Source organism: Sinomonas flava (assembly GCF_039531875.1).
GTDB classification, from domain to species: Bacteria; Actinomycetota; Actinomycetes; order Actinomycetales; family Micrococcaceae; genus Sinomonas; species Sinomonas flava.
On the sequence record NZ_BAAAQW010000005.1, the window covers coordinates 482,425 to 505,757 of the forward strand.

18 protein-coding genes are annotated in these 23,333 nt (G+C 72.3%); 9 read left to right on the forward strand and 9 right to left on the reverse strand.

Translation table 11 applies throughout. The features are described from left to right. Nucleotides 1–42 precede the first annotated feature (42 nt). Both ABD298_RS10625 and ABD298_RS10630 read right to left on the reverse strand, forming a co-directional pair. Complete coding sequence (locus ABD298_RS10625; RefSeq protein WP_344299656.1) at nucleotides 43–1,836, reverse strand: acetyl/propionyl/methylcrotonyl-CoA carboxylase subunit alpha; 1,794 nt, start codon at nucleotides 1,834–1,836, stop codon at nucleotides 43–45. Nucleotides 1,837–1,972: 136 nt separating this feature from the next. Beyond that, on the reverse strand, nucleotides 1,973–2,662 hold the full coding sequence (locus ABD298_RS10630) for a Maf family protein (protein WP_344299657.1): 690 nt from the start codon (nucleotides 2,660–2,662) through the stop codon (nucleotides 1,973–1,975). 82 nt (nucleotides 2,663–2,744) lie between these two features. Between ABD298_RS10630 and ABD298_RS10635 the strand changes: the two genes are divergently transcribed. Continuing rightward, nucleotides 2,745–3,386 carry a GyrI-like domain-containing protein gene (locus tag ABD298_RS10635; RefSeq protein WP_344299658.1) on the forward strand — a complete coding sequence of 214 codons (642 nt, stop codon included), beginning with the start codon at nucleotides 2,745–2,747 and terminating at the stop codon, nucleotides 3,384–3,386. 363 nt (nucleotides 3,387–3,749) lie between these two features. Here the strand turns inward: ABD298_RS10635 and ABD298_RS10640 are convergent, their stop codons facing one another. From ABD298_RS10640 to ABD298_RS10660, 5 genes are all read right to left on the reverse strand, one after another. Then, nucleotides 3,750–5,423 carry a LuxR C-terminal-related transcriptional regulator gene (locus tag ABD298_RS10640; protein ID WP_344299660.1) on the reverse strand — a complete coding sequence of 558 codons (1,674 nt, stop codon included), beginning with the start codon at nucleotides 5,421–5,423 and terminating at the stop codon, nucleotides 3,750–3,752. Between the two features lie 129 nt (nucleotides 5,424–5,552). After that, on the reverse strand, nucleotides 5,553–8,171 hold the full coding sequence (locus tag ABD298_RS10645; protein ID WP_344299661.1) for an MMPL family transporter: 2,619 nt from the start codon (nucleotides 8,169–8,171) through the stop codon (nucleotides 5,553–5,555). Between the two features lie 47 nt (nucleotides 8,172–8,218). Beyond that, the gene (locus ABD298_RS10650; RefSeq protein ID WP_344299662.1) at nucleotides 8,219–8,836 is read right to left on the reverse strand and encodes a TetR/AcrR family transcriptional regulator; all 618 of its coding nucleotides are present in this window, start codon (nucleotides 8,834–8,836) and stop codon (nucleotides 8,219–8,221) included. 258 nt (nucleotides 8,837–9,094) lie between these two features. Then, on the reverse strand, nucleotides 9,095–10,513 hold the full coding sequence (locus ABD298_RS10655; RefSeq protein ID WP_344299663.1) for a dicarboxylate/amino acid:cation symporter: 1,419 nt from the start codon (nucleotides 10,511–10,513) through the stop codon (nucleotides 9,095–9,097). A gap of 168 nt (nucleotides 10,514–10,681) precedes the next feature. Further along, nucleotides 10,682–12,442 carry a DUF885 domain-containing protein gene (locus ABD298_RS10660; RefSeq protein ID WP_344299664.1) on the reverse strand — a complete coding sequence of 587 codons (1,761 nt, stop codon included), beginning with the start codon at nucleotides 12,440–12,442 and terminating at the stop codon, nucleotides 10,682–10,684. Between the two features lie 187 nt (nucleotides 12,443–12,629). On the opposite strand from ABD298_RS10660, the gene ABD298_RS10665 reads away from it, so the two are divergent. Beyond that, on the forward strand, nucleotides 12,630–12,902 hold the full coding sequence (locus ABD298_RS10665) for a DUF2795 domain-containing protein (RefSeq protein WP_344299666.1): 273 nt from the start codon (nucleotides 12,630–12,632) through the stop codon (nucleotides 12,900–12,902). A 40-nt stretch (nucleotides 12,903–12,942) separates the two neighbouring features. On the opposite strand, the gene ABD298_RS10670 is transcribed toward ABD298_RS10665, so the two are convergent. After that, complete coding sequence (locus ABD298_RS10670; RefSeq protein ID WP_344299667.1) at nucleotides 12,943–13,191, reverse strand: acyl-CoA carboxylase epsilon subunit; 249 nt, start codon at nucleotides 13,189–13,191, stop codon at nucleotides 12,943–12,945. Further along, entirely contained in the window at nucleotides 13,188–14,783 is a 1,596-nt protein-coding gene (locus ABD298_RS10675) for an acyl-CoA carboxylase subunit beta (protein ID WP_344299669.1), read from the reverse strand. The genes ABD298_RS10670 and ABD298_RS10675 overlap by 4 nt, the downstream gene beginning before the upstream one ends. A 230-nt stretch (nucleotides 14,784–15,013) precedes the next feature. Between ABD298_RS10675 and ABD298_RS10680 the strand changes: the two genes are divergently transcribed. The 7 genes from ABD298_RS10680 (at nucleotide 15,014) to ABD298_RS10710 (ending at nucleotide 23,319) form a co-directional block, all read left to right on the forward strand. Then, nucleotides 15,014–15,874 carry an SDR family oxidoreductase gene (locus ABD298_RS10680; RefSeq protein ID WP_344299670.1) on the forward strand — a complete coding sequence of 287 codons (861 nt, stop codon included), beginning with the start codon at nucleotides 15,014–15,016 and terminating at the stop codon, nucleotides 15,872–15,874. Nucleotides 15,875–15,935: 61 nt separating this feature from the next. Further along, nucleotides 15,936–16,826, forward strand: a complete 891-nt coding sequence (locus tag ABD298_RS10685) for a biotin--[acetyl-CoA-carboxylase] ligase (protein WP_344299671.1) — start codon at nucleotides 15,936–15,938, stop codon at nucleotides 16,824–16,826. Further along, complete coding sequence (locus ABD298_RS10690; RefSeq protein ID WP_344299672.1) at nucleotides 16,819–17,412, forward strand: PH domain-containing protein; 594 nt, start codon at nucleotides 16,819–16,821, stop codon at nucleotides 17,410–17,412. The genes ABD298_RS10685 and ABD298_RS10690 overlap by 8 nt, the downstream gene beginning before the upstream one ends. Nucleotides 17,413–17,425: 13 nt before the next feature. Further along, the gene (locus ABD298_RS10695; protein ID WP_425564376.1) at nucleotides 17,426–18,568 is read left to right on the forward strand and encodes an adenylate/guanylate cyclase domain-containing protein; all 1,143 of its coding nucleotides are present in this window, start codon (nucleotides 17,426–17,428) and stop codon (nucleotides 18,566–18,568) included. A gap of 143 nt (nucleotides 18,569–18,711) precedes the next feature. Continuing rightward, nucleotides 18,712–19,683, forward strand: coding sequence for an AAA family ATPase (locus tag ABD298_RS10700; RefSeq protein ID WP_344299673.1), 972 nt, complete (start codon nucleotides 18,712–18,714; stop codon nucleotides 19,681–19,683). A gap of 4 nt (nucleotides 19,684–19,687) precedes the next feature. Beyond that, the gene (locus ABD298_RS10705; RefSeq protein ID WP_425564377.1) at nucleotides 19,688–20,944 is read left to right on the forward strand and encodes a DUF58 domain-containing protein; all 1,257 of its coding nucleotides are present in this window, start codon (nucleotides 19,688–19,690) and stop codon (nucleotides 20,942–20,944) included. Beyond that, nucleotides 20,941–23,319, forward strand: a complete 2,379-nt coding sequence (locus ABD298_RS10710) for a transglutaminase TgpA family protein (protein ID WP_344299674.1) — start codon at nucleotides 20,941–20,943, stop codon at nucleotides 23,317–23,319. Before ABD298_RS10705 ends, ABD298_RS10710 begins: the two co-directional genes overlap by 4 nt. Nucleotides 23,320–23,333 lie beyond the last annotated feature (14 nt).

Genomic DNA, 23,333 nt, shown 5'->3' on the forward strand with positions numbered 1-23,333 from the left:
CGGGACGGATCCGTGGTGACGGCGGATCCGTCCCTCTAGCGGTCAGTCCTCGATCGTGGCGATGAGCGCGCCCGCGGAGACCGTCTGGCCCGCCTGGGCCGTGAGCCCCCGCACTGTCCCCGCCCGGTGCGCGGTGAGCGGCTGCTCCATCTTCATGGCTTCGAGCACGACGACGAGATCGCCCTCGGCGACCACGTCGCCGTCGGCCACGGCGACCTTCACGATCGTGCCCTGCATCGGGGCGGTCAGGGCGTCGCTGCCGGCCGCCGAAGCCGACGAGCCGGCGCCGCGCACGCCCCGGACCTTCTTCTTGGCCTTGGCCGGCTTGCCTGCGCCGAGCGAGAGGCCCGCCGGGATCGTCACCTCGAGCCGCTTGCCGCCGACCTCGACGACGACGCTCTGCCGCTCGCCGGCGTCGTCCGCCTCGGCGCCGGCGCCCGCAGCCGCCGGGTATGGCGGGATGGTGTTGTCGAACTCGGTCTCGATCCAGCGCGTGTGGATGCTGAACGGGCCTTCTTCGGGTGCGAAGGCCGGGTCGCGCACGACGGCGGCGTGGAACGGCACCACCGTGGGCATGCCCGTGATCGTCAGCTCGTCGAGGGCGCGGCGGGACCGCTCGAGCGCCTGCTGCCGGGTGCGGCCGCTGACGATGAGCTTGGCGAGCATCGAGTCGAAGTTGCCGGAGATGACGTCCCCCGCCACGACCCCGGAGTCGACGCGCACGCCGGGTCCGGTCGGATAGGTGAGTGTCTCGACCGTGCCGGGCGCGGGCATGAAGCCGCGGCCGGCGTCCTCTCCGTTGATGCGGAACTCGAAGGAGTGGCCGCGGATCTCCGGGTCGTCGTAGCCGAGCTCCTCGCCGCGTGCGAGGCGGAACTGCTCGCGCACGAGGTCGATCCCTGTGACCTCCTCGGACACGCAGTGCTCCACCTGGAGGCGGGTGTTGACCTCGAGGAAGCTGATCGTGCCGTCCTGCCCCACGAGGAACTCGCACGTGCCCGCCCCGAGGTACGCGGCCTCCTTCAGGATGGCCTTGGACGCCTCGTACAGGCGCTTGGTCTGCTCCTCGGAGAGGAACGGTGCCGGCGCCTCCTCGACGAGCTTCTGGTTGCGGCGCTGGAGCGAGCAGTCGCGCGTCGAGATGACGACCACGTTGCCGGCTGCGTCCGCCAGGCACTGGGTCTCGACGTGGCGCGGCGCGTCGAGGAAGCGCTCGATGAAGCACTCACCGCGGCCGAACGCCGCGATGGCCTCGCGCACGGCCGACTCGAACAGCTCGGGGACCTCGTCCATGGTCCGGGCGACCTTGATCCCGCGGCCGCCGCCGCCGTACGCGGCCTTGATCGCCACGGGCAGGCCGTACTCCTGCGCGAACGCGAGGACCTCGTCCGCCGAGGCGACGGGGTCCGCGGTGCCGGGCACGAGCGGCGCTCCGACCTTCTCGGCGATGTGCCGGGCGCGGACCTTGTCTCCGAGGGCTGCGATGGCCTCGGGCGAGGGACCGATCCAGGTCAGGCCCGCATCGATGACCTTCTGCGCGAACTCGGCGTTCTCGGACAGGAAGCCGTAGCCGGGGTGGATCGCGTCGGCGCCGGAGGCGCGGGCGGCATCCAGGATCTTGTCCATGACGAGGTACGACTCGGCGGCGCTCGTGCCGCCCAGGGCGAAGGCCTCGTCCGCGAGCCGGACATGGAGCGCGTCGCGGTCCGGCTCGGCGTAGACGGCGACCGAACCGATGCCCTCGTCGCGGGCTGCGCGGATGACGCGGACGGCGATCTCGCCTCGGTTGGCGATGAGCACCTTCGTGAGGGGCCTGCTGGCGGCAATGGGGGACAAGGCTACTCCGTTCTGTACTGCCGGAAGCCTAGCGCTCCTTTGGTGGATTCGCCCATATCAGTGCGGTATTCGGCGGCTCCATGCCGGATCCTTTGTAGGGGATCTACAAATGTGCCCGGTGCTGCCCGGCGGGGCGTCACCGGACGACGGCGGCGCTCCACCAGTCCGTGAGCCTCACCCCGGCTTCGCCCAGGAGGGTGCGCAGGGCCGAGACGGACAGGCCGACGACCGCGTGGGGGTCGCCGTCGACGCGGGCCAGGAAGGCGCCCCCGAGCCCGTCGATGGTGAACGATCCCGCGCAGTGGAGCGGCTCGCCCGTGGCGACGTACGCCTCGATCTCCGCCGCGCTCATCTCGGTGAACTCGACTCCCGCGGAGGCGAGGGCCCCGCGCCCGGGCGCGGGGGCGGCGTCGTGCGTGCCGTCGGCGGGTGAGTGGTGCGAGGCGCGGCAGTCCACGAGCCAGTGTCCGGTGTGGAGGACGCCGGCGCGGCCGCTCATGGCGGCGAGCCGCTCGCGGGCCACCTCGGGGGTGTACGGCTTGCCGAGGGCCTGGCCGTCGAGCTCGAAGACGGAGTCGCAACCGAGCACGAGCGCGTCCGCAGCGGCGGGGAGGGCAGCGACGGCCTCGGCCTTCGCCCGGGCCAGGAGCAGCGCGGTCTCCGCCGGCGTCGCGTCAGGATGTCCGGACGCGACGGCGTTCTCGTCCACGTCCGAGACGAGGATCCGATGGGGGACGCCTGCTTCCTCGAGCAGCTTGGTCCGTGCGGGCGACTTGGATGCGAGGATGAGGGTGGGCGGGGCGGGCGGCGCGGCGTGGAGGGTCACGGCGCCAGCCTAGTCCTGGTGGGCAAGATCCTGCCGCGCCGGGCTCTGTCCCCCGGCGGCCGGAGCGGGGGAGGATGTCGCCATGGACGGTGAGCCGGACGGCGTCCCTGCGACCTATGACGTCAAGAAGGCCCTCCCCGGGCTCTACGCGCCGCGGGCGGGTGTGATGGCAGTCGTGGAGGTGCCTGAGCAGCAGTTCGTCATGGTCGACGGCCACGGGGACCCCAACGTCTCGCCCGCCTACGGGGAAGCCGTCCAGGCGCTCTACGCCCTCTCCTACGCCGTGCGCGCGGTGACGAAGGAAAGGCTCGGGCGCGTCCACACGGTGGCGCCGCTCGAAGGTCTGTGGAGCGCCGAGGATCCGTCCGCCTTCGTGACCCGGGACAGGGGGGCCTGGGACTGGACGATGATGATCTCCCAGCCCGAGTGGGTCGGTGCCGAGATCCTCGCGGCGGCCACGGCGCGCGCCGAGAAGAAGGGTCTGGCGGCTCTGGGACGGGCCCGGTTCGAACGGTACGCCGAGGGCACCAGCGTGCAGGTCCTGCACCTCGGCTCCTACGACGACGAGGGGCCGGTCCTCGCGCGGATGCACGGCGAGTTCATCCCCCAGCACGGGTTCGTACTGCGGGGCAGGCACCACGAGGTCTACCTCTCCGATGTCCGCCGGACCGAGCCCGCCAAGCTGCGCACCATCCTGCGCCAGCCGGTCGCACCGGCGCCGTGAGCTACCGTCTCCATGCCGGACGAACCTGACGTACCAGACGAGCATGAACGCCATGGTGACCACGTAGAACCCGTGCAGCGCCCAGATCGGCCCGGCGGGCAGGCTCAGGACATAGAGGGTGTGGATCCCGTTTGCCACGTTGGCCAGGACGAGGTTCGCCAGGCTGTACGAGGCGAGGTTCCTCGTCCGGGCGGCCTTGACCAGCATCGGCGCGTTGCTGGCCGCGAAGAGCGCCGTGGAGACTGTTCCGGCGAGGACCGCTGCTTCCATGCCTCGACCGTACGCGCGGCGCCCCGCCCCCGAATCGGCACCGCGGCCCATTGTGCCCGGGCCGCCCGCGGGCAGTGGCTACTTCTATGCAGGCTATTTCTGCCCAGGTGCCACGAGGCCCGTCCGGAACGCCTGGGCTGCCGCGGCCGTCCGGGATGGCACGCCGAGCTTGGCGAGGATGCTCCCCACGTGGTGGGCGACCGTGCGCTCGCTCAGGAACAGCTGCGACGCGATTCCCTGGTTGGACAGGCCCGCACAGACGAGCTGGAGCACGTCGAGCTCGCGCGCGCTCAGGGGCGCGTCCGACGGCGGCGGGGCGGGCGGGGTCGTCGGGCCGCCCGAGGGACGGGTCGCCCCGCCGTCGGCCGGCAGCCCGTCCAGGGCGGGCCGCGCACCGAGCCCGGCGAGGATGTCCCTCGCGAGCGTCAGCCCGAGGCGGGCCGGGGCCGCGTCCGAGAGCGCAAGGCAGGCGCGGGCCTTGAGGACGAGGCACCGGGCGGCCTCGTACGGCACGCCGAGCTCCGACCACAGCGACCAGGCCCGATCGGCGGCGTCGAGCGCCTCGGCGAACCGTCCCGCGACGAGCCGGATCCGTGCCGCGGCAGCGGCCTCGAGCGCCCGGGTCCACGGCGTCCCGTGCTGCTCGGCCAGCCGCGAGAGCTCCTCCCAGGCCGCCGTGGCCGCGTCCTCGTCGCCGGCGGCCAGCTCGACCTCGACGGTCGCCGCCAGCAGCTGGCGCCGGTACGCGCCGTCGTCCCTCAGGGTCGAGCGGCGCAGCAGCGACTGGGCCTCGGCGGGGCGCCCCTGGTCCAGCCGGAGCAGGGCCAGGCCGGGCAGGGGGTCCCAGCCGCAGCGGAGGGCTTCGGAGTACGCGCGGTCGGCATCGTCGTACCGTCCGCGCAGCCGGAGGACCTCCGCCTCTTCGTAGAACGAGCTGAACCCTGCGCTGAAGTCGCCCGCGCGGAACTTCTCCTGCGCCTCGTGGGCGGCGCGGACCGCGTCGTCCCACGCCCCGTGGAGGCGGAAGAGCTCGGCCCGGTGGGCGTCGCACTTCCCGCTGAACTCCACGAGGGGTCCCTCCGCCATCCGCCACGCATCCAGCGCCGCCGTCCATTCGCGGGCGCGGGGCAGGTCGAAGGCCAGATGGCAGCACTCGATCGCGTGGCAGTAGACGAGCCCCGCGGCGATCGGACCGGTGGCCCCTGACCCGATGATCGCGATGGCCTCGTCGAGGAGTCCGAGGGCCTCGTCGAACCCGCCCGAGCGGACGAGCGAGAAGGCGAGGCCCACCTCGGCGATCGAGACGACCTCGGGGTTCCCGAGCGGCCGCGCGATCTTCAGCGCGCGGCGGAAGAGCTCCTCGGCCTGCGCCTGGTCGCCCCTGAACTCGAGGGCGAACGCGCCCGGCGTGAGGGCGAGGGCGTGCTCGGGGGTCGGTCCCGGAAGCTCGTCGAGGAGCCGCTGGGACCGTGCGGCCCACCCCATGCACTGCGCGGGCTGGGCGCGGATCAGGAGGTAGAACGCGAGCCAGATCCCCACCCGTGCCGCAGCCCGGGCGTCGCCGGCGCGCTCGTACTCGTCGTGGGTCCTGGCCAGGGCGGCAATCGTCTCGGCAGTGCGGCCCAGCATCCAGTAGCTCGTGGCCAGCCGCTCGACGTCCGGCGCGTCCAGGGGAGCCCGGCTGTCCGTGGCCACGAGCTCCTGCACGGCCACGTCCCAGTGCCGTCCGGCGAAGGCCTCACGGGCGGCGTCCACGGAACCGGCCATCGCGGCACCTCCTCGGTCAACCGCTCCAAGCGCCGAGGGCGGGCATCCCGCACACGGAAGGTGCGCCGGGGTGCCCGCCCTGCTGCCGTCAGGATAGACCTGCGGCAAGGATGTCTCAACGGCCCGCGCTCACCGGCCTACGGGCTCGGGTTCCCCGGCCGCGCTGGGGCGGGCGGCCGACGTCGTGCGCTCCAGCTTGGCGCCCTCGATGTCGAGGTCCGGTAGGAGCCGGTCGAGCCAGCGGGGGAGCCACCACGCGCCCCTGCCCAGCAGGCGCATCACCGCGGGCACGAGGGTCATGCGGACCACGAAGGCGTCCAGCAGCACGCCGAGGGCGAGCCCGAAGCCGAGCGGCCGGACCATCGTCAGGTGGCTGAAGATGAAGCCCGCGAAGACGCTGACCATGATGATCGCGGCCGCCGTGATGACCCGGGCGGCGTGGTGGAAGCCGGTCCGGACCGCCAGATGCGCCTCCTGCCCGTGCGCGTAGGACTCGCGCATGCCGGAGGTGATGAACACCTGGTAGTCCATCGCGAGGCCGAACAGGATGCCGATGAGCAGGATCGGCAGGAAGCTCAGGATCGCCCCCGGATGGGTGACGTCGAAGACGGGCCCGAGCCAGCCCCACTGGTACACGGCGACGATCGACCCGAACGCCGCCCCGAGCGTGAGGAGGAACCCTCCCGTGGCCAGGAGCGGGACGAGGAGCGAGCGGAACACGAGAAGGAGCAGGACGAAGGACAGCCCGACGACGATCGTCAGGTAGGGCGGGAGGGCGTCGGCGAGCTTCGCCGAGATGTCCACGTTCGCCGCCGTCTGGCCCGTGAGGCCGATTGTCACGCCGGTCTGGGACTGGATGTCCGCGCCCTTCGCGCGCAGGTCGTGCACCACCTGGACGGTGCTCGCGCTCGCCGGGCCGTCGGTCGGGATGACCTGGAAGACGGCGGTGCGCCGGTCCTCGCTCAGGGTCGCCGGTACGGCGGCGACGACGCCGTCCACGGAGCGGAGCCGTTCCGCCACGTCGTACTGCTTGGCCTTCGCCGCGTTCTCGTCCAGGCCCGCGGGAAGCTCGCCGACAACGATGATCGGGCCGGTCATGCCCGCGCCGAAGTACTTCCCGGTCGCGTCGTACGCCTTGTACGCGGTCGACTCGACGGGCTCCGATCCGCCGTCGGGCAGCGCCAGGCGCAGGGAGGCCGCCGGGACGGCGAGCACGCCGAGCAGCGCCACGGACGCCACGAGGGACAGCCAAGGGTGCCTGGTGACCCAGGCGCCCCAGCCGCGGTTGGACGCGGCGAGGTCCTCGCGTTCCTCCTCCTGTTCGTGCCCGGCGCGCGCGTTCTCCGCCTCGGCACGCGCCCACCGGCGCTTCGAGATGATCCGGCGCCCCACGAAGCCGAGAACAGCCGGCAGCAGCGTGATGGCCACGAGGACGGCGACGGCGACGGTCGCTGCGGCGGAGAGGCCCATGACGGCCAGGAACGGCAGGCCCGGGACCACGAGCGCGGCCAGCGCGATCACCACGGTGAGGCCGGCGAACACGACCGCGTTGCCCGAGGTGCCGATCGCGAGGGCCACCGACTGACGGGGGTCCATGCCGCGCAGGAGCTGCGTGCGGTGCCGGTTGACGATGAAGAGCGAGTAGTCGATGCCCACCGCGAGGCCCAGCATGAGGCCCAGCATCGGGGTCACGGAGCTCATCTGGACGACGCCGGTGAGGGCGAACGTGCCGCCCACGCCCACGGCGACGCCGGCGAGCGCCATGAGGAGCGGCAGGCCCGCGGCGACGAACGTGCCGAGCATGAAGAGCAGGACGATCGCCGCAACCGCGACGCCGATCGCCTCTGACGTGCCGAAGATCGAGGAGATGTCCTGGGTGAGCTCCTTGCTCGCGTGCGCCTCGACCCCGGGGACCTCGCCCGCGATGCGCTGGATGTCGCTGCGCAGAGACGCGGGGAGGCCGTCGGTGGCTCCGGTGAACTGGATCGAGGCGATCGCGGCCTTTCCGTCGCCCGAGACGAAGCGGATGTCCTTCGCCGCGTCTGCCTGCCGTGTGGCGCGGGCGAGGTCGGCCTTGGCCTGGGCGATTTTCGCGGCGCCCTGGTCGGCCTGGGTGCGGCCGGCGTCGTACTGGGCCTGGCCCGCCGCCAGCTGCGCGCGCGCGGCGTCGAGCTGCGCCTGGGCCGCGGCGGTGGCCTGGGCGATCCCCGCCTCGGGGAGGCCCTGTGCCGCGAGTGCCTTCTTCTGCGCGTCGAGCTGGGTCTGGCCGGCGTCGAGCTTGGCGCGGTTGGCGTCCAGCTCGGCCTTGGCCGCGGCCAGCTGCGGCTCGCCCGCGGTGAGCTTGGCCTCGTTCGCTGCGATCTCCTGGTTGCCGGCCGCGATCTGGGCGGCGGCGCCGTCGAGCTGGGCCTGCGTGGTGAAGGGGTCGGTGACGTTGCGGACGCCGTCGAGGCCTTTGATCTCGTTCAGCTTCCCGCTGAGTGCCTGCTTCTGCGCGTCGGTGAATGCGGCGCTAAGCGACTCGAACACGATCGACGCGCTACCGCCGGAAGCTGAGGGCAGGTCTGCCTTGAGCTTGTCCGCCATGCGCTGGGTCTCGGTGCCCGGGATCTGGAAGTTGTTGGTCATCTGGCCGTGGAACGCGGCCGCGGAGCCGCCGACCGCGGCGACGACCACGAGCCAGACGGCGAGGACGAGCCAGCGGCGGTCATAGGCGAACCTGCCGAGTCGGTAGAGGAGGGTAGCCATGGGGAGCCTTCTGCGGTGGGTGGGCGGGACGGGAGGGGCGTGCAGCCTCAGGGCGCGGCGAAGCCGGCTTGGAGGTGTGTGATGGAGTCGGTGAGGAGCTCGCGGAGCCGGCTGAGGGACGACTGCGTGAGCTCGCCTCCTCGTTCGGCCATCCACACCTCGAGGGCGGTCTTGCCGCAGGCGATGACGCACCCGGCGAGGGCGCGGACGTACAGCTCGGGGAGATCGGCGCCGCCGTCGCGTTCGCGGATGGCGGCCGCGATCTTCTCGCCGCACTCGTCGAAGGCCTGGAGCTGGAAGCGGGTGACGGGGTCGTGGCCGCTCGCGACGATGAAGGACTGGGCCATTGGCGCGATGAGCTCGTTGTCCGCCAGCCCGGTGAGCACGTGCAGGGCGGACTCGAGGAGGGGCTCGCCGGCGGGCCGGTCGCCCAGCTTGCCGAGGGCGGCGTCGAGGAAGCCGAACGTGGGGGCGGCGAGGGCTTCCTCGAGGCTGCCGAAGTAGTTGAAGAAGGTCCGGCGGGAGACGCGGGCGGCCTCGGCGAGCTCTTCGATGGTGAAGCCGCCGATGCCTCTGGACGAGGCGAGCTCGAGGCCGGCGGCGATGATCGACTCCCGGGTCGCGGCTTTGTTCAGTTCGCGTCGGGAGGATGTTTCGGCGGTCACGTATTTACACTAGGTGCAACTTTGCACTGAGAGCAAGTTTGCACTCCGCGCAGTGCTGAGGTTGAGGGGTCATGTCCCTGCGAGGAGCGGTCGTATCCTCGCCCGCGCAAAGACGCCCTGTCGCCAAGGAGATCGCCTGAGGACGTCTCATTCGCGACAGGGCGTCTCGTGCCGAGTCATTGGCCGGTCAAAGTAGGGATATGACCCCTCAACGCGGGGCCGCGCCCCCACCGCGGAGAGCCGCGCGTTTGGAGGGGGTCAGCGCGAGGCGGCCAGCTCGCCGTCGTGCGCCTCGGCGGACGAGGCCTCAGGCGCGGACTCCGCGGACGACTCGTCGTTGAACGGATCGCCGTGGCGCGGGGCGTTGTAGAGGGCCTCGTCGAGGATGCCCTGGCGCTTGGCCACGATGGTCGGGACGAGGGCCTGACCGGCGACGTTCACGGCGGTGCGTCCCATGTCCAGGATCGGATCGATGGCGAGGAGCAGGCCGACGCCGGCGAGCGGCAGGCCCAGGGTCGAGAGCGTCAGCGTGAGCATGACGACGGCGCCCGTGGTGCCTGCGGTCGCGGCGGAGCCGAGGACCGAGACCAGCACGATCAGCAGGTACTGGCTGAAGTCCAGGTTGATCCCGAAGAACTGCGCCACGAAGATCGCGGCGACGGCCGGGTAGATGGCGGCGCAGCCGTCCATCTTGGTGGTGGCGCCCAGCGGCACGGCGAAGGACGCGTACCCCGAGGGGACGCCGAGGTTGCGCTCCGTGACGCGCTGCGTGAGCGGGAGCGTGCCGATCGAGGAGCGCGAGACGAACGCGAGCTGCACGGCCGGCCACACGCCGGAGAAGTACTGCTTGACCGAGAGGCCGTGGGACTTCACGAGCACCGGGTACAGGACGAACAGGACGAGGACGAGGCCCACGTAGATGGCTCCGGTGAACTTGCCGAGGGCGCCGATGGTGTCCCAGCCGTAGACCGCCACGGCGTTGCCGATGAGGCCCACCGTGCCGAGCGGCGCGATGCGGATGATCCACCACAGGACCTTCTGGATGACGGCCAGGGCGGAGGCGTTGAGGTTCAGGAACGGCTCGGCCTTCGCGCCGACCTTGAGGGCGGCGACGCCGACGGCGATCGCGATCACGAGGATCTGAAGGACGTTGAAGCTCACGCTCGTGGTGACGGCGCCTCCGTCGGCCACCGTGGAGCTGGCGCCGAGGCCGAGGAAGTTCTTCGGGAACAGGCCGGTGAGGAAGGCCCACCAGTCGCCGGTCTTGCCGGTGTACTTGGCCTCCTGAGTGATGCCGGTGCTGGCGCCGGGCTGGAAGACGACTCCGAGCCCGATTCCGATCAGCACGGACACGAACGCCGTGATGGCGAACCACAGGAGCGTGTTCCACGCGAGTCGCGCCGCGTTGGAGACCTGGCGGAGGTTCGCGATCGAGCTCACGACCGCGGTGAAGATGAGGGGGACGACGGCGGTCTGCAGCAGCGAGACGTAGCTGGACCCGATCGTCTTGAGGGTGTCGCCGAGGGCGTTCGGAGTCTTCGCCGTGTGCCCGGTGTACTTGGCCAGGAGGCCGAGGGCGACGCCGACGACGAGCGCCGCGATGATCTGCGGGCCGAAGGCTGTGGCCCACTTCGGGAGCCGGCGCGCGCCGGTCTGGGTGCTGGTGGAGGTGCTCACCGGAACACCGTAGGGGGAGGATTATTAGCAGACGAAGCTTGTATTGCGAAATGTGACATCGAGTGTGACGCCTACTCTTGCGGATGCGCCGCGGCATCCAGCGGCTTTCCGGCCGTTTGTTACGCTATTCCCTCGTCGGCTGTGGGCATTCTCACGTTCCTCGGGCCGTCATCCGAGCAGCGCGCGGCGGAGCGTGTCCAGGCCGACGGACCCGAGGTTCAGGGCCCGGGTGTGGAACTCCTTCAGGTCGAACCCGTGCCCGGCCGTCTCCGCCCGCTCGGCCAGGTCTGCGCGGATCTGCTCCCACAGCCGCTGGCCCACCTTGTACGAGGGCGCCTGCCCCGGCCAGCCGAGGTAGCGCGTGAACTCGAAGCGCAGCTGGCCCTCGCTGATCGGCAGGTTCGCCCGGAGGAAGGAGTAGCCCTTCTCCGGCGTCCACGGCCCGGTGCCCCAGCGCCCGGGCATCTCGAGTTCGAGGTGCACGCCGATGTCGAACACCACGCGGGCCGCCCGCATGCGCTGCATGTCGAGCATGCCCATGCGGTCGCCCGGATCGGAGAGGTAGCCGAGCTCCTCCATGAGCTTCTCCGCGTACAGGGCCCAGCCCTCGCCGTGGCCCGAGACCCAGCAGATGGTGCGGCGCCAGGCGTTGAGCATGTCCCGCCGGTACGTCGCCGTGCCCACCTGCAGATGGTGGCCGGGGACCCCCTCGTGGTAGACGGTCGTCGTCTCGGACCACGTGGTGAACGAGTCGTCGCCGGTGGGGACGGACCACCACATGCGCCCCGGGCGGGAGAAGTCGTCGGACGGCCCGGTGTAGTAGATCCCGCCCTCGTGCGTGGGGGCGATGCGGCACTCGAGCGTCCGCAGCGGCGCGGGGATGTCGAAGTGGGTGTCCGCGAGGTCCGCGATCGCGCGGTCGGACAGGCGCTGCATCCACGCCCGGAGCGCGTCGGTGCCCTTCAGCTGGCGGGAGGCGTCCGCGTTGAGGACCGCCTTCGCCTCCTCGACGGAGGCGCCGGGCCTGATCTCCTCCGCGACGCGCTCCTGCTCCTGAATGAGCCGGTCGAGCTCCTCGACGCCCCACGCGTAGGTTTCCTCGAGGTCCACGGCCGCGCCGAGGAACTCGCGCGAGGCCAGGGCGTAGCGCTCGCGGCCCACAGCGTCCTTCTCGGGCGCCTGCGGCAGCAGCTCGGCCTCGAGAGCGTCCGCGAAGGCCGCGTACGCCCGGGACGCCGCCTCGCAGCCGCGGGAGAGGGCCTCGGCGACGTCGTCCGGGAGGGGCGCGGCGGCGTCGTGCGCCGTGGACGACGCCGCGCGCTCCGGTGCCTGCCCCAGCCGGGCGTCCGCGGCGAGCTGGGCGAAGAACCCCGTGCCCGGTTCGGCGTACGCGCGGGCCTGCCCGACGACGGTGCGCACCTGCCGTGCGGCGGCCACCCTGCCGTCCGCGGCGGCGGCGCGCAGCGAGGCGAGGTAGCCGTCGAGGGCAGCGGGGACATTGGCCGCCCGCCCCGCGATGTGGCCCCACTGCTCGGCCGTGTCGGTGGGCATGAGGTCGAAGATCGCCCGGATGCCCTGCGCCGGGGACTCGATGTTGTTCAGCTGCGCCAGCTTCCAGCCGCTCTCGTGGATCTCGAGGGCGAGCCCGAGGCGTTCCCGCATCGCGTCGAGCGTGACCTCGTCGGTCGGGTCGGCTGCTGTTGCAGTGTTCAGTTCGGCGAGGGTCGCGCGGGCCAGGGCGGCCTTGGCCTCGTGGCCGGCGGGGGAGTAGTCCGGGTACTCCGTCTCGCGTCCGGGGAAGCCCAGTTCGGTGGCGAGCGACGGGTCCAGCGCGAGGAGGCGCGCGGTGTAGCTGTCCGCGATCGAGTCGACGGCGGTCGGCTCGCGGTGGGCGGCGGTCGTGGTGGTCTCGTCGCGGTTCTGAGTCACCCGTCGAGCCTATCCCGCGTCCCGCGGCTGTGAAAGGACACCTGCGCATCCGCCGGGCCGGGGCGTCTGGCCGTTTGCGGGGAGGGCTGGCGGGTACGAAGGCGGTGTTCCCGGGGAGGCTGATATTCCCGGCAGATGCCTCCGGTGCGGCGGTCCGCCGCGCCGGTACCGACGTGAGGAGTGGACCGTGGCCGAGCATTCTGACCCCATCCAGACGCACGAGTTCCTTGGCGGCGTGGACTATCCGGCCCACCGGAACACGCTCGTCGCCGCCGCCGAGAAGAGCGGTGCGGACGAGGACGTGATGCGCGCCCTGCGGGGGCTCCCGGACCGCACCTACGGCCAGCCGACCGAGGTCAGCCAGGCCATCTCCGGCGGCGGGCCCGGCGCCGACGCCTCGGGAGACGAGCCTGAGCCGGACGACGACGAGCGCACCGGCGAGCGCTTCGACGCCGGCTGAGCCGCTCGGACCAGAGCGGCCTCGACCAGAGCCGCTCGGACTAGAGCCGGCCGCGCCGCTGGGCGATCATGTGCCTGGGGCGCAGGGTCGCCTGGCGGATGCGCTCGCGCCGGGTCGGGGCCGCGGGGGTCTCGACGGCTTCTGCGGGCGCGGCGGCGGCGATCACCGCGGTGAGCGCGGCAAGCTCCTCCGGGGTCGGGCTGCCCTTCGTGACGGAGAAGAGCGGCGGCGGGCCGACGGCGGGCGAGTCCCCGCCGTCGTGCGCCTGGGCGTTCTGGGCCGTGCTCACAGCGGGATGTTCCCGTGCTTCTTGGCCGGCATGGACGCGTGCTTGTCGCGCAGCCCGCGGAGGCCGCGCAGCAGCTGGACGCGGGTCTCCGACGGCGCGATGACGGCGTCGACGTAGCCGAGCTCGGCGGCCTGGTACGGGTTGAGGAGCTCTTCCTCGTACTGCTGGATGAGCTCGGCGCGCTTGGCGTCGACGCCCTCGGCCGTCGCGTTCTCGTCGGCGGCGGCTGCGGCCAGCTCGCGCCGGTACAGGATGTTGACGGCCCCCTGGGCGCCCATGACGCCGATCTGCGCCGTGGGCCAGGCGAAGTTCAGGTCCGCGCCGAGCTTCTTGGAGCCCATCACGATGTACGCGCCCCCGTACGCCTTGCGGCAGATGACGGTGAGCTTGGGGACGGTGGCCTCGGCGTAGGCGTAGAGGAGCTTCGCGCCGCGGCGGATGATGCCCTGGAACTCCTGGTCCTTGCCGGGCAGGAAGCCCGGGACGTCCACGAGCGTGATGATCGGGACGTTGAACGCGTCGCAGTGCCGAACGAACCGTGCAGCCTTCTCCGAGGCGGCGATGTCGAGCGTCCCGGCGAACTGGATCGGCTGGTTCGCGACGATGCCGACCGTGTGGCCCTCCATGCGTCCGTACCCGATGATCACGTTCGGCGCGTACAGGGACTGCATCTCGAGGAAGTGGCCGTCGTCGACGATCCCCTCGATGACGGTGCGCATGTCGTAGCCCTGCGAGGCGGCATCCGGGACGAGGGTGTCGAGGACGGCGTCCTCGGGGCTCTCCTCGAGCTCCTGGTCGGACTCGAGCACGGGGGCCTCGACGAGGTTGTTCGAGGGGAGGAAGTCGAGCAGCTCGCGCACGAACTCGATCGCATCGGCCTCGTCGGAAGCGAGGTAGGTCGCGGTGCCGGTCGTGGCGTTGTGCTGGCGCGCGCCGCCGAGGGTCTCCATGTCCACTTCCTCGCCCGTGACCGTCTTGATCACGTCGGGGCCGGTGATGAACATGTGGCTCGTCTTGTCCACCATGACCACGTAGTCGGTCAGGGCGGGGGAGTAGGCGGCGCCGCCGGCGCACGGGCCCATGATGAGGGAGATCTGCGGCACGACCCCGGACGCGGCCACGTTGTTGCGGAAGATGTCCGCGAACATCGCCAGCGAGGCCACGCCCTCCTGGATGCGCGCGCCGCCGCCGTCATTGATCCCGACCACGGGGCAGCCGTTGCGGAGCGCGAACTCCTGGACCTTGACGATCTTCTCGCCGTTGACCTGGCTCAGCGAGCCGCCGTAGACGGAGAAGTCCTGGCTGTACACCGCGACGAGGCGGCCGTCCACGGTGCCGTAGCCGGACACGACGCCGTCGCCGAGCGGCTTCTTCTTCTCCATGCCGAACGCGGTGGAGTGATGTGTGCGGAGCGCGTCGAACTCGACGAAGCTGCCCTCGTCCAGGAGCAGGTCGATGCGCTCCCGGGCGGTGTTCTTCCCGCGCGCGTGCTGCTTCTCGATCGCCTCCTGGCCCGAGGGCGCGAGCGAGGCCGCCCGCCGGTCGCGGAAGTCCGCGATCTTGCCTGCGGTCGTGGTCAGGTCGTGGGTCACGCTCTCTCCAGCTGTCGGTCCATGCGCCCTCGGGGTGCTCTGTAGGTTCCGCACAACCGGCGGACACGTCACCTCAGTCTAGTGAGGCGTCCGCGGCGGGCGGCTGTAGGAACCCTACAATTTCTGGCCTGCGGCGGTCGCGTGGCGCACGACGGCGGCGGGCCGGCTCGGGCGGGTATCGCCCGGACCGCTTGTTACTCGTCGGTAACATCATCGCCTACACTATTCCCATGACCTCGATCACACCCGGCTCCGCCGCGTCCCTGTCCGGCCGCACCATCCTCATGAGCGGCGGCAGCCGCGGGATCGGCCTGGCGATCGCCAAGCGCGCCGCAGCAGACGGAGCGAATATCGCGCTGCTGGCCAAGACGGCCCAGCCGCACGCGAAGCTCGCCGGCACCGTCTACACCGCGGCCGCGGAGATCGAGGCTGCGGGCGGCCACGCCCTGCCGATCGTCGGCGACGTGCGCAGCGACGAGGACGTGGCTCGCGCGGTCGAGGCGACGATGACGCGCTTCGGAGGCATCGACGCCGTCGTCAACAACGCCTCTGCGATCGACCTCTCCCGCACGGACGCCGTGGACATGAAGCGCTACGACCTGATGCAGGACATCAACGTCCGTGGCACGTTCCTCCTCTCCAAGCTGGCCCTCCCGGCCCTGCGCGCCTCCGCGGCGTCGGGCGGTGGCGCCCACATCCTCACGCTCTCCCCTCCACTGAACCTCGACCCGGTGTGGGCCGGCCGGCACCTCGCCTACACGATGGCCAAGTACGGCATGAGCCTGACCACGCTCGGGCTCGCCGAGGAGCTGCGCGGGGACGGGATCGGCGTCAACTCCCTGTGGCCCGCAACCCTCATCGACACCGCGGCAATCCGCGCGATGCCCGACGGCGACGCCCTCGCCTCCGCCGGCCGCTCGCCGCAGATCGTGGCCGACGCCGCCTACGCCGTCCTCACCTCCGACCCGCGGGCCACGACAGGGAACTTCTTCATCGACGAGGACGTCCTCCGCGCCTCAGGCGTCACCGACTTCTCGCCCTACAGCCTCGGCGCGCCCGAGGACCGCCTGATTCCCGACATCTTCCTCTGAATCGCCCCGTGGCTGGCGGTGCCGCAGCCTTCGGCAGAGGCGGCGTCGGTAGGATTCACGCATGGACGAACACGCGCAGACCCCGGCCCGCGGACCCCTCGACAGGACGCTCCTCGGGGTCGACGCCGCGCGTGAGGCCGGGCTGTCCCGGCTCGAGATCGTCGACGAGGCCGACTCGACGAACGCCCAGCTCACCCGGCTCGCCAGCGAGGCCCCCGAGGAGTGGGGCGACCTCGCCGTCCTGGCAGCGAGCCACCAGACCGCCGGGCGGGGCAGGCTCCAGCGGCACTGGGAGTCCCCGGAGGGCACGTCGATCGCTGTCTCCGTCCTCCTGCGCCCCCACAACCGGGCCGGCCGGCCCCTGCCGACCCAGAGCTACTCGTGGTTCTCGCCCCTCGCCGCCCTGGCGCTGCGCGAGGCCCTCGCCGAGACCGCCGGCCTCGAAGCCAGCGTCAAGTGGCCCAACGACGTGGTGGTCGACGGCCTCAAGATCTCCGGCATCCTCGCCCAGCTGGCACCCGGCGCGCACGAGGAGCCACCCGCCGTCGTGCTCGGCACCGGGATCAACGTGGGCCAGGCGCAGGAGGAGCTGCCCGTTCCCACCGCCACGAGCGTCCGTGTGGCCACCGGCCGCGACCTGCCCCGCGAACAGGTCCTCTCCGCCTACCTCGCCGCGTTCGCGCGGCGGTACCGGCAGTTCTGCGCGGTCGACGGCGACCCCGACGCCCCGCTTGCAGGCGGCCGGGGGCTCGCCGGCCAGGTCGAGGACGCGACGGTCACGCTCGGCAAGCGGGTGCGCGTCGAGCTCCCGGGCGGCCGCATGCTGGAAGGCCGGGCGACCGGACTCGACCGCCACGGAGCCCTGCTGGTGGTCGAGGACGACGGTGCGCGGCACGCCGTGGCGGCGGGCGACGTCGTGCACCTCCGGCCTGCCGCCGGCGGCTATGCGTAGGATCCTCACACCGGGGGAGCAGCTTATCGTCCGCACGCGCCGCCAGCCGCGCATGCTCGTGCTGCCCGCGGTCGCCTTCGTGGCCGTCTGCGGGGCCGCGGCTTTCGCTGCCGGATGGCTCTGGAGAGGGCGGCTCGAAGGCCTGCTTCCCTGGGTGCCCCCGGCCACGCGCGCGTGGCTCCCGTTCGTGCCCGTGGCGTTCGCGGCGTGGGTGGCTCTCGGGTACTGCCTGCGCCGGGTCGTCGCGTGGCGGTCCGTGAGCTACGTCCTCACGAGCCGGCGGGTGATGCGCCGCCAGCGGGGGCTGCGCCGTCTGGACCGGGAGATGCCCCTGTCGATGGTCCGGGACGTGGACGTCCGGCAGGGCGTCCTCCAAGGGATGCTCGGGTCTGGGACGCTAACCTTGGCTTCGGGCCATGCGGCGCAGCTCACGCTGACCGACGTGCCCCAGGTGCGCCGCTTCCGGCAGTTCGTCCTCGACGCCATCGAGGAGCTCCCCGCCGCCGAGTGGGTGCCCATCGACGACGACGAGACGATCACAGACTTCACCGACGAGTCGCTGCCGTGGGAGCTGAGGGATGAATGAGGGGAGGGGAGTGATGGAGGAGCCAGTGCCTGACGAGCCGCGGTATGACGAGCCTGCGTTCGAGGAGCAGGATCTCGGCGACCAGGAGTCGCGCGCGGTCCAGCCGGCGCCGCCCCAGGAGCGGCGTATCTCCCCGAAGGAGCTCGAGGCGATGCTGCTCGGCGGCGAGCGGACCCTCAAGCGCCGCGAGGTCGCGGCCGGGGTGGGGCTGTCGCTGTACTCGGCCCGCAAGCTCTGGCGGGCCCTGGGGATGCCCAACTTCACCGACGACGACCTCGCCTTCACCCAGGCCGACCTCGAGCACCTCAAGGTGATGCCGCGCCTGGTCCGTGACGGCGTCCTGACCGAGGACGCCGCCATCTCGGTCACCCGCGCCATCGGCCAGATGACGGACCGCATGGTGGTGTGGCAGGTCGAGGCCCTCATCGAGGACATGGTGTCCACGGAGGGACTCTCCGACGCCGAGGCCCGAAGGGCCCTCATCGACCGGATCCCGGAGCTCATCGGCCCGCTCGAGGAGATGCTGGTCTACTCGTGGCGCCGGCAGCTCACCGCGGGCGTGCAGCGCCTGGCGCTGCGGGCCCAGGCCGGGCTCGAGCGCAGCGCCGAGGGCCGCGACGGCTCCGAGGACGACGCGCCGCTGCCGCTCGCGCGCGCCGTCGGCTTCGCGGACCTCGTCTCCTACACGTCGCTGTCCCGGCGCATGAACGAGAGGACCCTCGCCCAGCTGGTGCAGCGCTTCGAGAACCGCTGCGCCGAGATCATCTCGGTGGGCGGCGGCCGGCTCGTCAAGACGATCGGCGACGAAGTCCTCTACATCGCCGAGACCCCGGTGGCGGGGGCCCAGATCGCGCTCGCCCTGGCCAGGGAGTTCGCGGAGGACGAGATCCTGCCCGAGTGCCGCGTTGCGATGGTCTGGGGACGCGTCCTCTCCAGGCTGGGGGACATCTACGGCCCCACCGTCAACCTCGCTGCCCGGCTGACGGCCATCGCCGAGCCAGGCCAGGTTCTCATCGATGACATCACGGCGAAGGCCCTCGGGGAGGACGAGCGGTTCGTGCTCGACCCGCAGGCCCCGCAGCTCGTGCGCGGCTTCGGGGAGATCCACCCCGTCGCGCTGCGCCCCGGGACCGGCCCGGGCATTGTGCTCGACTGAGCGGCGCCGGCGGGTCCGGCCGGGACGGGGAGGCCTCCCCATCGCGGGCCCCCGCGGGAACCCACTAGGCTGTTCCGGGACGTCGCGGCCGGGCTCGGGGCCCGTAGGCCGGACGCAGGAACAACCACTTCCAGGGGGAACTCATGACGTTGACGACCGAACAGGCCGCGTGGTTCGCGGAGACCTTCGAACGGCTCGCCGCCAACGTCGGCCAGGCGGTGCTCGGCAAGGAGCACGTCGTGCGCCTCGCGTTCACCGCCATGCTCGCCGAGGGGCACATCCTGCTCGAGGACGCCCCCGGCACGGGGAAGACCTCCCTTGCGCGCGCCCTCGCCGCCACCGTCCAGGGCACCAACTCCCGCATTCAGTTCACTCCCGACCTCCTGCCCTCCGATGTCACCGGCGTGACGATCTACGACCAGCGGAGCCAGCAGTTCGAGTTCCACAAGGGCCCGATCTTCGCCAACATCGTCCTCGCCGACGAGATCAACCGCGCCTCCCCCAAGACCCAGTCCGCGCTCCTGGAGGTCATGGAGGAGTCCCGCGTCACCGTCGACGGCGTGACCTACGACGCCGGCCGGCCCTTCATGGTCATGGCGACCCAGAACCCCATCGAGCAGGCGGGAACATACAGGCTGCCGGAGGCCCAGCTGGACCGCTTCCTCATCAAGACCTCGATCGGCTACCCGGACCACGCCTCGACGGTGCGCCTCCTGGGCGGCTCCTCGGTCAAGGACCGCTCCCGGGACCTCAGCCCGATCATCACGACCCACGCGGTCGCAGAGATGGCGGATCTGGCGGCCCAGAACCATGTGGACACGGCCGTCCTCGAATACATCTCGCGGCTGTGCGAGGCCACCCGCAACGCGCCCGAGACCCGGCTCGGGGTGAGCGTGCGCGGCGCGATCGCCATGGTCCGCGCCGCGAAGGTCTGGGCCGCGTCCGACGGCCGGAACTTCGTCCTTCCGGACGATGTCAAGGACCTCGCCCCTGTCGTGTGGACCCATCGCTTCGTCATGGACCCCGAGTCCGAGTTCGCCGGCGTCACCGCCGAGCGCGTGCTCGAGCGCGTCCTCGGCGAGGTCGCCGCGCCGCAGTCGCGCGCCGCCGTCTGACGCCGTGCGGATCCGGCTCCGCTCCCTGCGCGAGGCAGGGGAGCTCGTCACGCTCGCCGCGACGCCCTGGGTCGCCCGCGCCGCTGCGCTGTACCGCAGGCGTGTCGACCCGGTCGCGTCGACCGTGAGCCCGCTCGGCTGGCTCGTCGCCGCCGCCACCGCGGTGCTCGCCGTCGCCGGCGCAGTCTGGGGATGGCAGGAGGCGACCGCAGCCGCGCTGCTGGGCGTCGCGCTGTTCCTCGTCTCGGTGCCGTTCGTCCTCGGCCGCAGCACCTACGCGGTCTCGCTCGACCTCGCCCGCACCCGTGTGGCGGTCGGGGACCACGCCGTCGGCAGCATCGAGGTGGTCAACACCGCCCAGCGCCCCGTCCTGCCCTCGCTCCTCGAGCTCCCCGTGGGCCCCGTCACGGCGCTGTTCCACCTCCCGCGGATGCGTCCGGGCGTCCCGCACGAGGAGCTGTTCACCATCCCCACGCAGAGGCGGGCCGTGATCGTCGTCGGGCCCGTGCGCTCGGTGCGGGCCGATCCGCTGGGCCTCCTGCGCCGGCAGGTGACCTGGACCGACCCGCAGGACCTCTACGTCCACCCCCGCACGACCGTGCTCGGGACCTCCGCCGCGGGCTTCATCCGGGACCTCGAGGGCCTGCCCACGAACGAGCTCGCCAGCTCCGACGTGTCCTTCCACGCCCTGCGGGAGTACGTGCCCGGAGACGACCGCCGTCACATCCACTGGAAGACCACCGCCCGCACCGGCACGCTCATGGTCCGCCAGTTCGAGGAGACCCGCAGGGCCCACCTCGCCGTGTGCCTCTCGGCGAACCTCGGCGAGTACGAGCACGACGACGACTTCGAGCTCGCCGTCTCCGTCGCCGGGTCGATCGGGCGGCAGGCCCTCGCGGAGCAGCGCGAGCTCAGCGCCCTGACGCAGCGCGGCCCCCTCCGCGCCGACAGCCCCCGCCGGTTCCTCGACGACCTGACCCGCCTCCAGGCCGCTGCGATGCGGCCCACCGCGGTCGATGCCGCCCGCATGGCCGCTGACGCCGTGCCGAACGCCTCCGTCGTGTTCCTCGTGGTCGGTGCGCACGTGACCCCCACGCAGCTCCGTGCGGCCGCCGCCGCGATCCCGCCGGGGATCCGGACCTTTGCGATCCGCTGCCACACCGGCGCGGCGCCGGCACGTGCGAGCATCGCCGACCTGGACGTCCTCACCGTCGGGGACCTGGACGAGCTCGCCCCCGTGCTGCGGAAGGCCGCCGCATGAGCGCCGAGCGGGCGGCCCTCCGCCAGGCGGTCGACGCCGCGGCGATCCTCGTCCTCGCGGGGCTCGCCATCGCGGGGTTCCACCTCGCGTACGGCGGCGACCTCCACTACCTGCTCGCGGGCCTGGCCGGGGCCGTCCTGGGCCTCGGCGTCGCCTTCGCCTCGGCACGGCTCCGGCTCGGCGTCCTCGTCACCGTGGCCGCCGCCTTCCTCGCCTACCTCCTCGTCGGCAGCCTCGTCGCGACCCCAGACGAGTCCGCGGCCGGCGTCGTGCCCACCCTCGCGTCGCTGCGGACGCTCCTGCTCGGAATCGTCGTGTCGTGGAAGGACAACCTCACCGTCGCCGCCCCGCTCGGGACGGGCGCCGGCATGCTCGTGGTCCCCTACCTGAGCGCCTTCGCATGCACTCTGGCCGCGGGCCTCACCGCGTGGCGCGTGCGCCGTCCGTACTGGCCCCTGCTCCCGCTCGCGGCCCTGTTCGCCATCGGCATCGCGTTCGGCACCAACGAGGCGTTCCTCGCCCTCCCGCGCGGCGTCGCGTTCGCCGTCGTCGGCGTCATCTGGGCGTCCTTCCGCCGGCACGCAGAGCGGGGCCGGACCACCCACGTGGTCTCCGGCGAGACGACTGTGCCGGACGCGGGATCGGCGAGGGCAAGCCGGCTCCGCCGGGCAGGACTCGGCGCGGCCATGGTCGCCGTGGCCGCGGCGCTGAGCCTCCTCGCAGCGCCCGCGCTGACGGCCGGCGCCCAGCGCGACGTGCTCCGCGACCGGGTCGTGCCCCCCTTCGACCCGCGCAGCTACATCAGCCCGCTCGCGGGCTTCCGCAGCCTCGTGAAGGACCAGCGCGACACGACGCTCTTCACGGTCGCGGGCCTGCCCGAGGGCGGCCGCGTGCGCCTGGCCGCGCTCGATTCCTACGACGGCACCGTCGCGAACGTCGACCAGAGCGGGTCGGGCAGCTTCGCCAAGGTCGGGGACGCGGCGTCGATCGCCGCCGCCGACGCGTCCGGCACCGGCAGCACCCGCTACGCGCTCGACGTCACCGTGGGCGGCTACCGCGGCTACTTCCTCCCCAGCGGGCGCATGACGACGGGCATCGCCTTCGCGGACGCGGACAGCGCCGCGGGGGAGGGGCTCTACTTCAACCCGCTCACCGACACCGCGATCACCACGGCGGGCCTCGCCGAGGGCGACCGCTACACCGTCCAGGTTCAGGAGCCGAGGCGCCCCGACGACGCCCAGCTCGCGCAGGCCGAGTTCGCCAAGACGACCCTGCCCACGGTCGACGGCGTGCCGCAGGTGCTCCAGGCGAAGGCCGGGGACATCCTCGCCGACAGCCAGACGCCGATCGAGCGGGTGCGCACCCTCGAGTCCTACTTCCAGAAGTTCGGCGCCTTCAGCAATGGCCTCATCGCCGAGGGGCAGGTGCCGAGCCTGTCCGGCCACGGCGCCGGCAGGCTCCGGGCGATGCTCACCGCCAAGCAGATGGTCGGCGACGACGAGCAGTACGCGGTGACCATGGCGCTCATGGCCCGCGAACTGGGCATTCCCGCCCGGGTCGTCATGGGCTTCTACCCCGAGCAGCCGCAGCCCGCGGGCGCGAGGCTCGAGATCAAGGGCAAGGACGTCCACGCGTGGGTCGAGGTGGCCTTCGCCGGGTACGGGTGGGTTGCGTTCGACCCGACGCCGCCCAAGGACAACGTCCCCATCCCGCCGGACCCTCAGGCGCAGTCGAAACCCCGCCCCCAGGTCCTCCAGCCCCCGCCCCCGCCCCAGGCCCCGGTGGAACTGCCGCCGGACTCGCGCCCGGACGTGCTGGACGACGAGGAGAAGAAGAACGACCTCTGGCTCCTCCTCGGCCCGATCCTCGCCGTGATCGGCATCGGCCTCATCCCGGTCGCCGTCCTGGCGCTCCCGCTGCTGCTCATCGCCTGGCTCAAGCTGCGCCGCCGCCGCAGGCGCCTGGGCGCCGAGCGCCCGGCCGACCGCGTGAGCGGGGGCTGGAGCGAGGTCACCGACGCCGCGACGGACCTCGGCGCGAGCCTCGACACGCGCAGCACGCGGCGGGAGACCGCCTCTGCCCTCGGGGAGGCCTTCCCGGACACCGCACGCACGACGACGGCGCTCGCCCACCGCGCGGACGCCGCCGTGTTCGGGGCGGGGAACCCGAGCGAGGCCGAGATCGAGGCGTACTGGGCCGACGTCGACGGCTCGCTCGAGAGGATGCGCGGCTCGGTGGGCTTCTGGCGCCGACAGCGCGCCAGGTACTCGCCGCGGTCGCTGGTGGCCGAGGCCAGCGTGTTCCTCGCGGCCCGGCGTGCCGTGGCACTGGCGCGGCGACGCGGACCGCGCGGCACGACGAAGGGGACGCCGTGAGCGCTGACGTGTGC

Excerpts from the sequence above, each read along its gene's own strand:
- ABD298_RS10690 (WP_344299672.1), top strand. The coding sequence starts at position 16,819 with ATGCGTAGGATCCTCACACCGGGGGAGCAGCTTATCGTCCGCACGCGC.
- ABD298_RS10635 (WP_344299658.1), top strand. The coding sequence starts at position 2,745 with ATGGACGGTGAGCCGGACGGCGTCCCTGCGACCTATGACGTCAAGAAG.
- ABD298_RS10710 (WP_344299674.1), top strand. The coding sequence starts at position 20,941 with ATGAGCGCCGAGCGGGCGGCCCTCCGCCAGGCGGTCGACGCCGCGGCG.
- ABD298_RS10685 (WP_344299671.1), top strand. The coding sequence starts at position 15,936 with ATGGACGAACACGCGCAGACCCCGGCCCGCGGACCCCTCGACAGGACG.
- ABD298_RS10695 (WP_425564376.1), top strand. The coding sequence starts at position 17,426 with ATGGAGGAGCCAGTGCCTGACGAGCCGCGGTATGACGAGCCTGCGTTC.
- ABD298_RS10680 (WP_344299670.1), top strand. The coding sequence starts at position 15,014 with ATGACCTCGATCACACCCGGCTCCGCCGCGTCCCTGTCCGGCCGCACC.
- ABD298_RS10645 (WP_344299661.1), bottom strand. The coding sequence starts at position 8,171 with ATGGCTACCCTCCTCTACCGACTCGGCAGGTTCGCCTATGACCGCCGC.
- ABD298_RS10700 (WP_344299673.1), top strand. The coding sequence starts at position 18,712 with ATGACGTTGACGACCGAACAGGCCGCGTGGTTCGCGGAGACCTTCGAA.
- ABD298_RS10640 (WP_344299660.1), bottom strand. The coding sequence starts at position 5,423 with ATGGCCGGTTCCGTGGACGCCGCCCGTGAGGCCTTCGCCGGACGGCAC.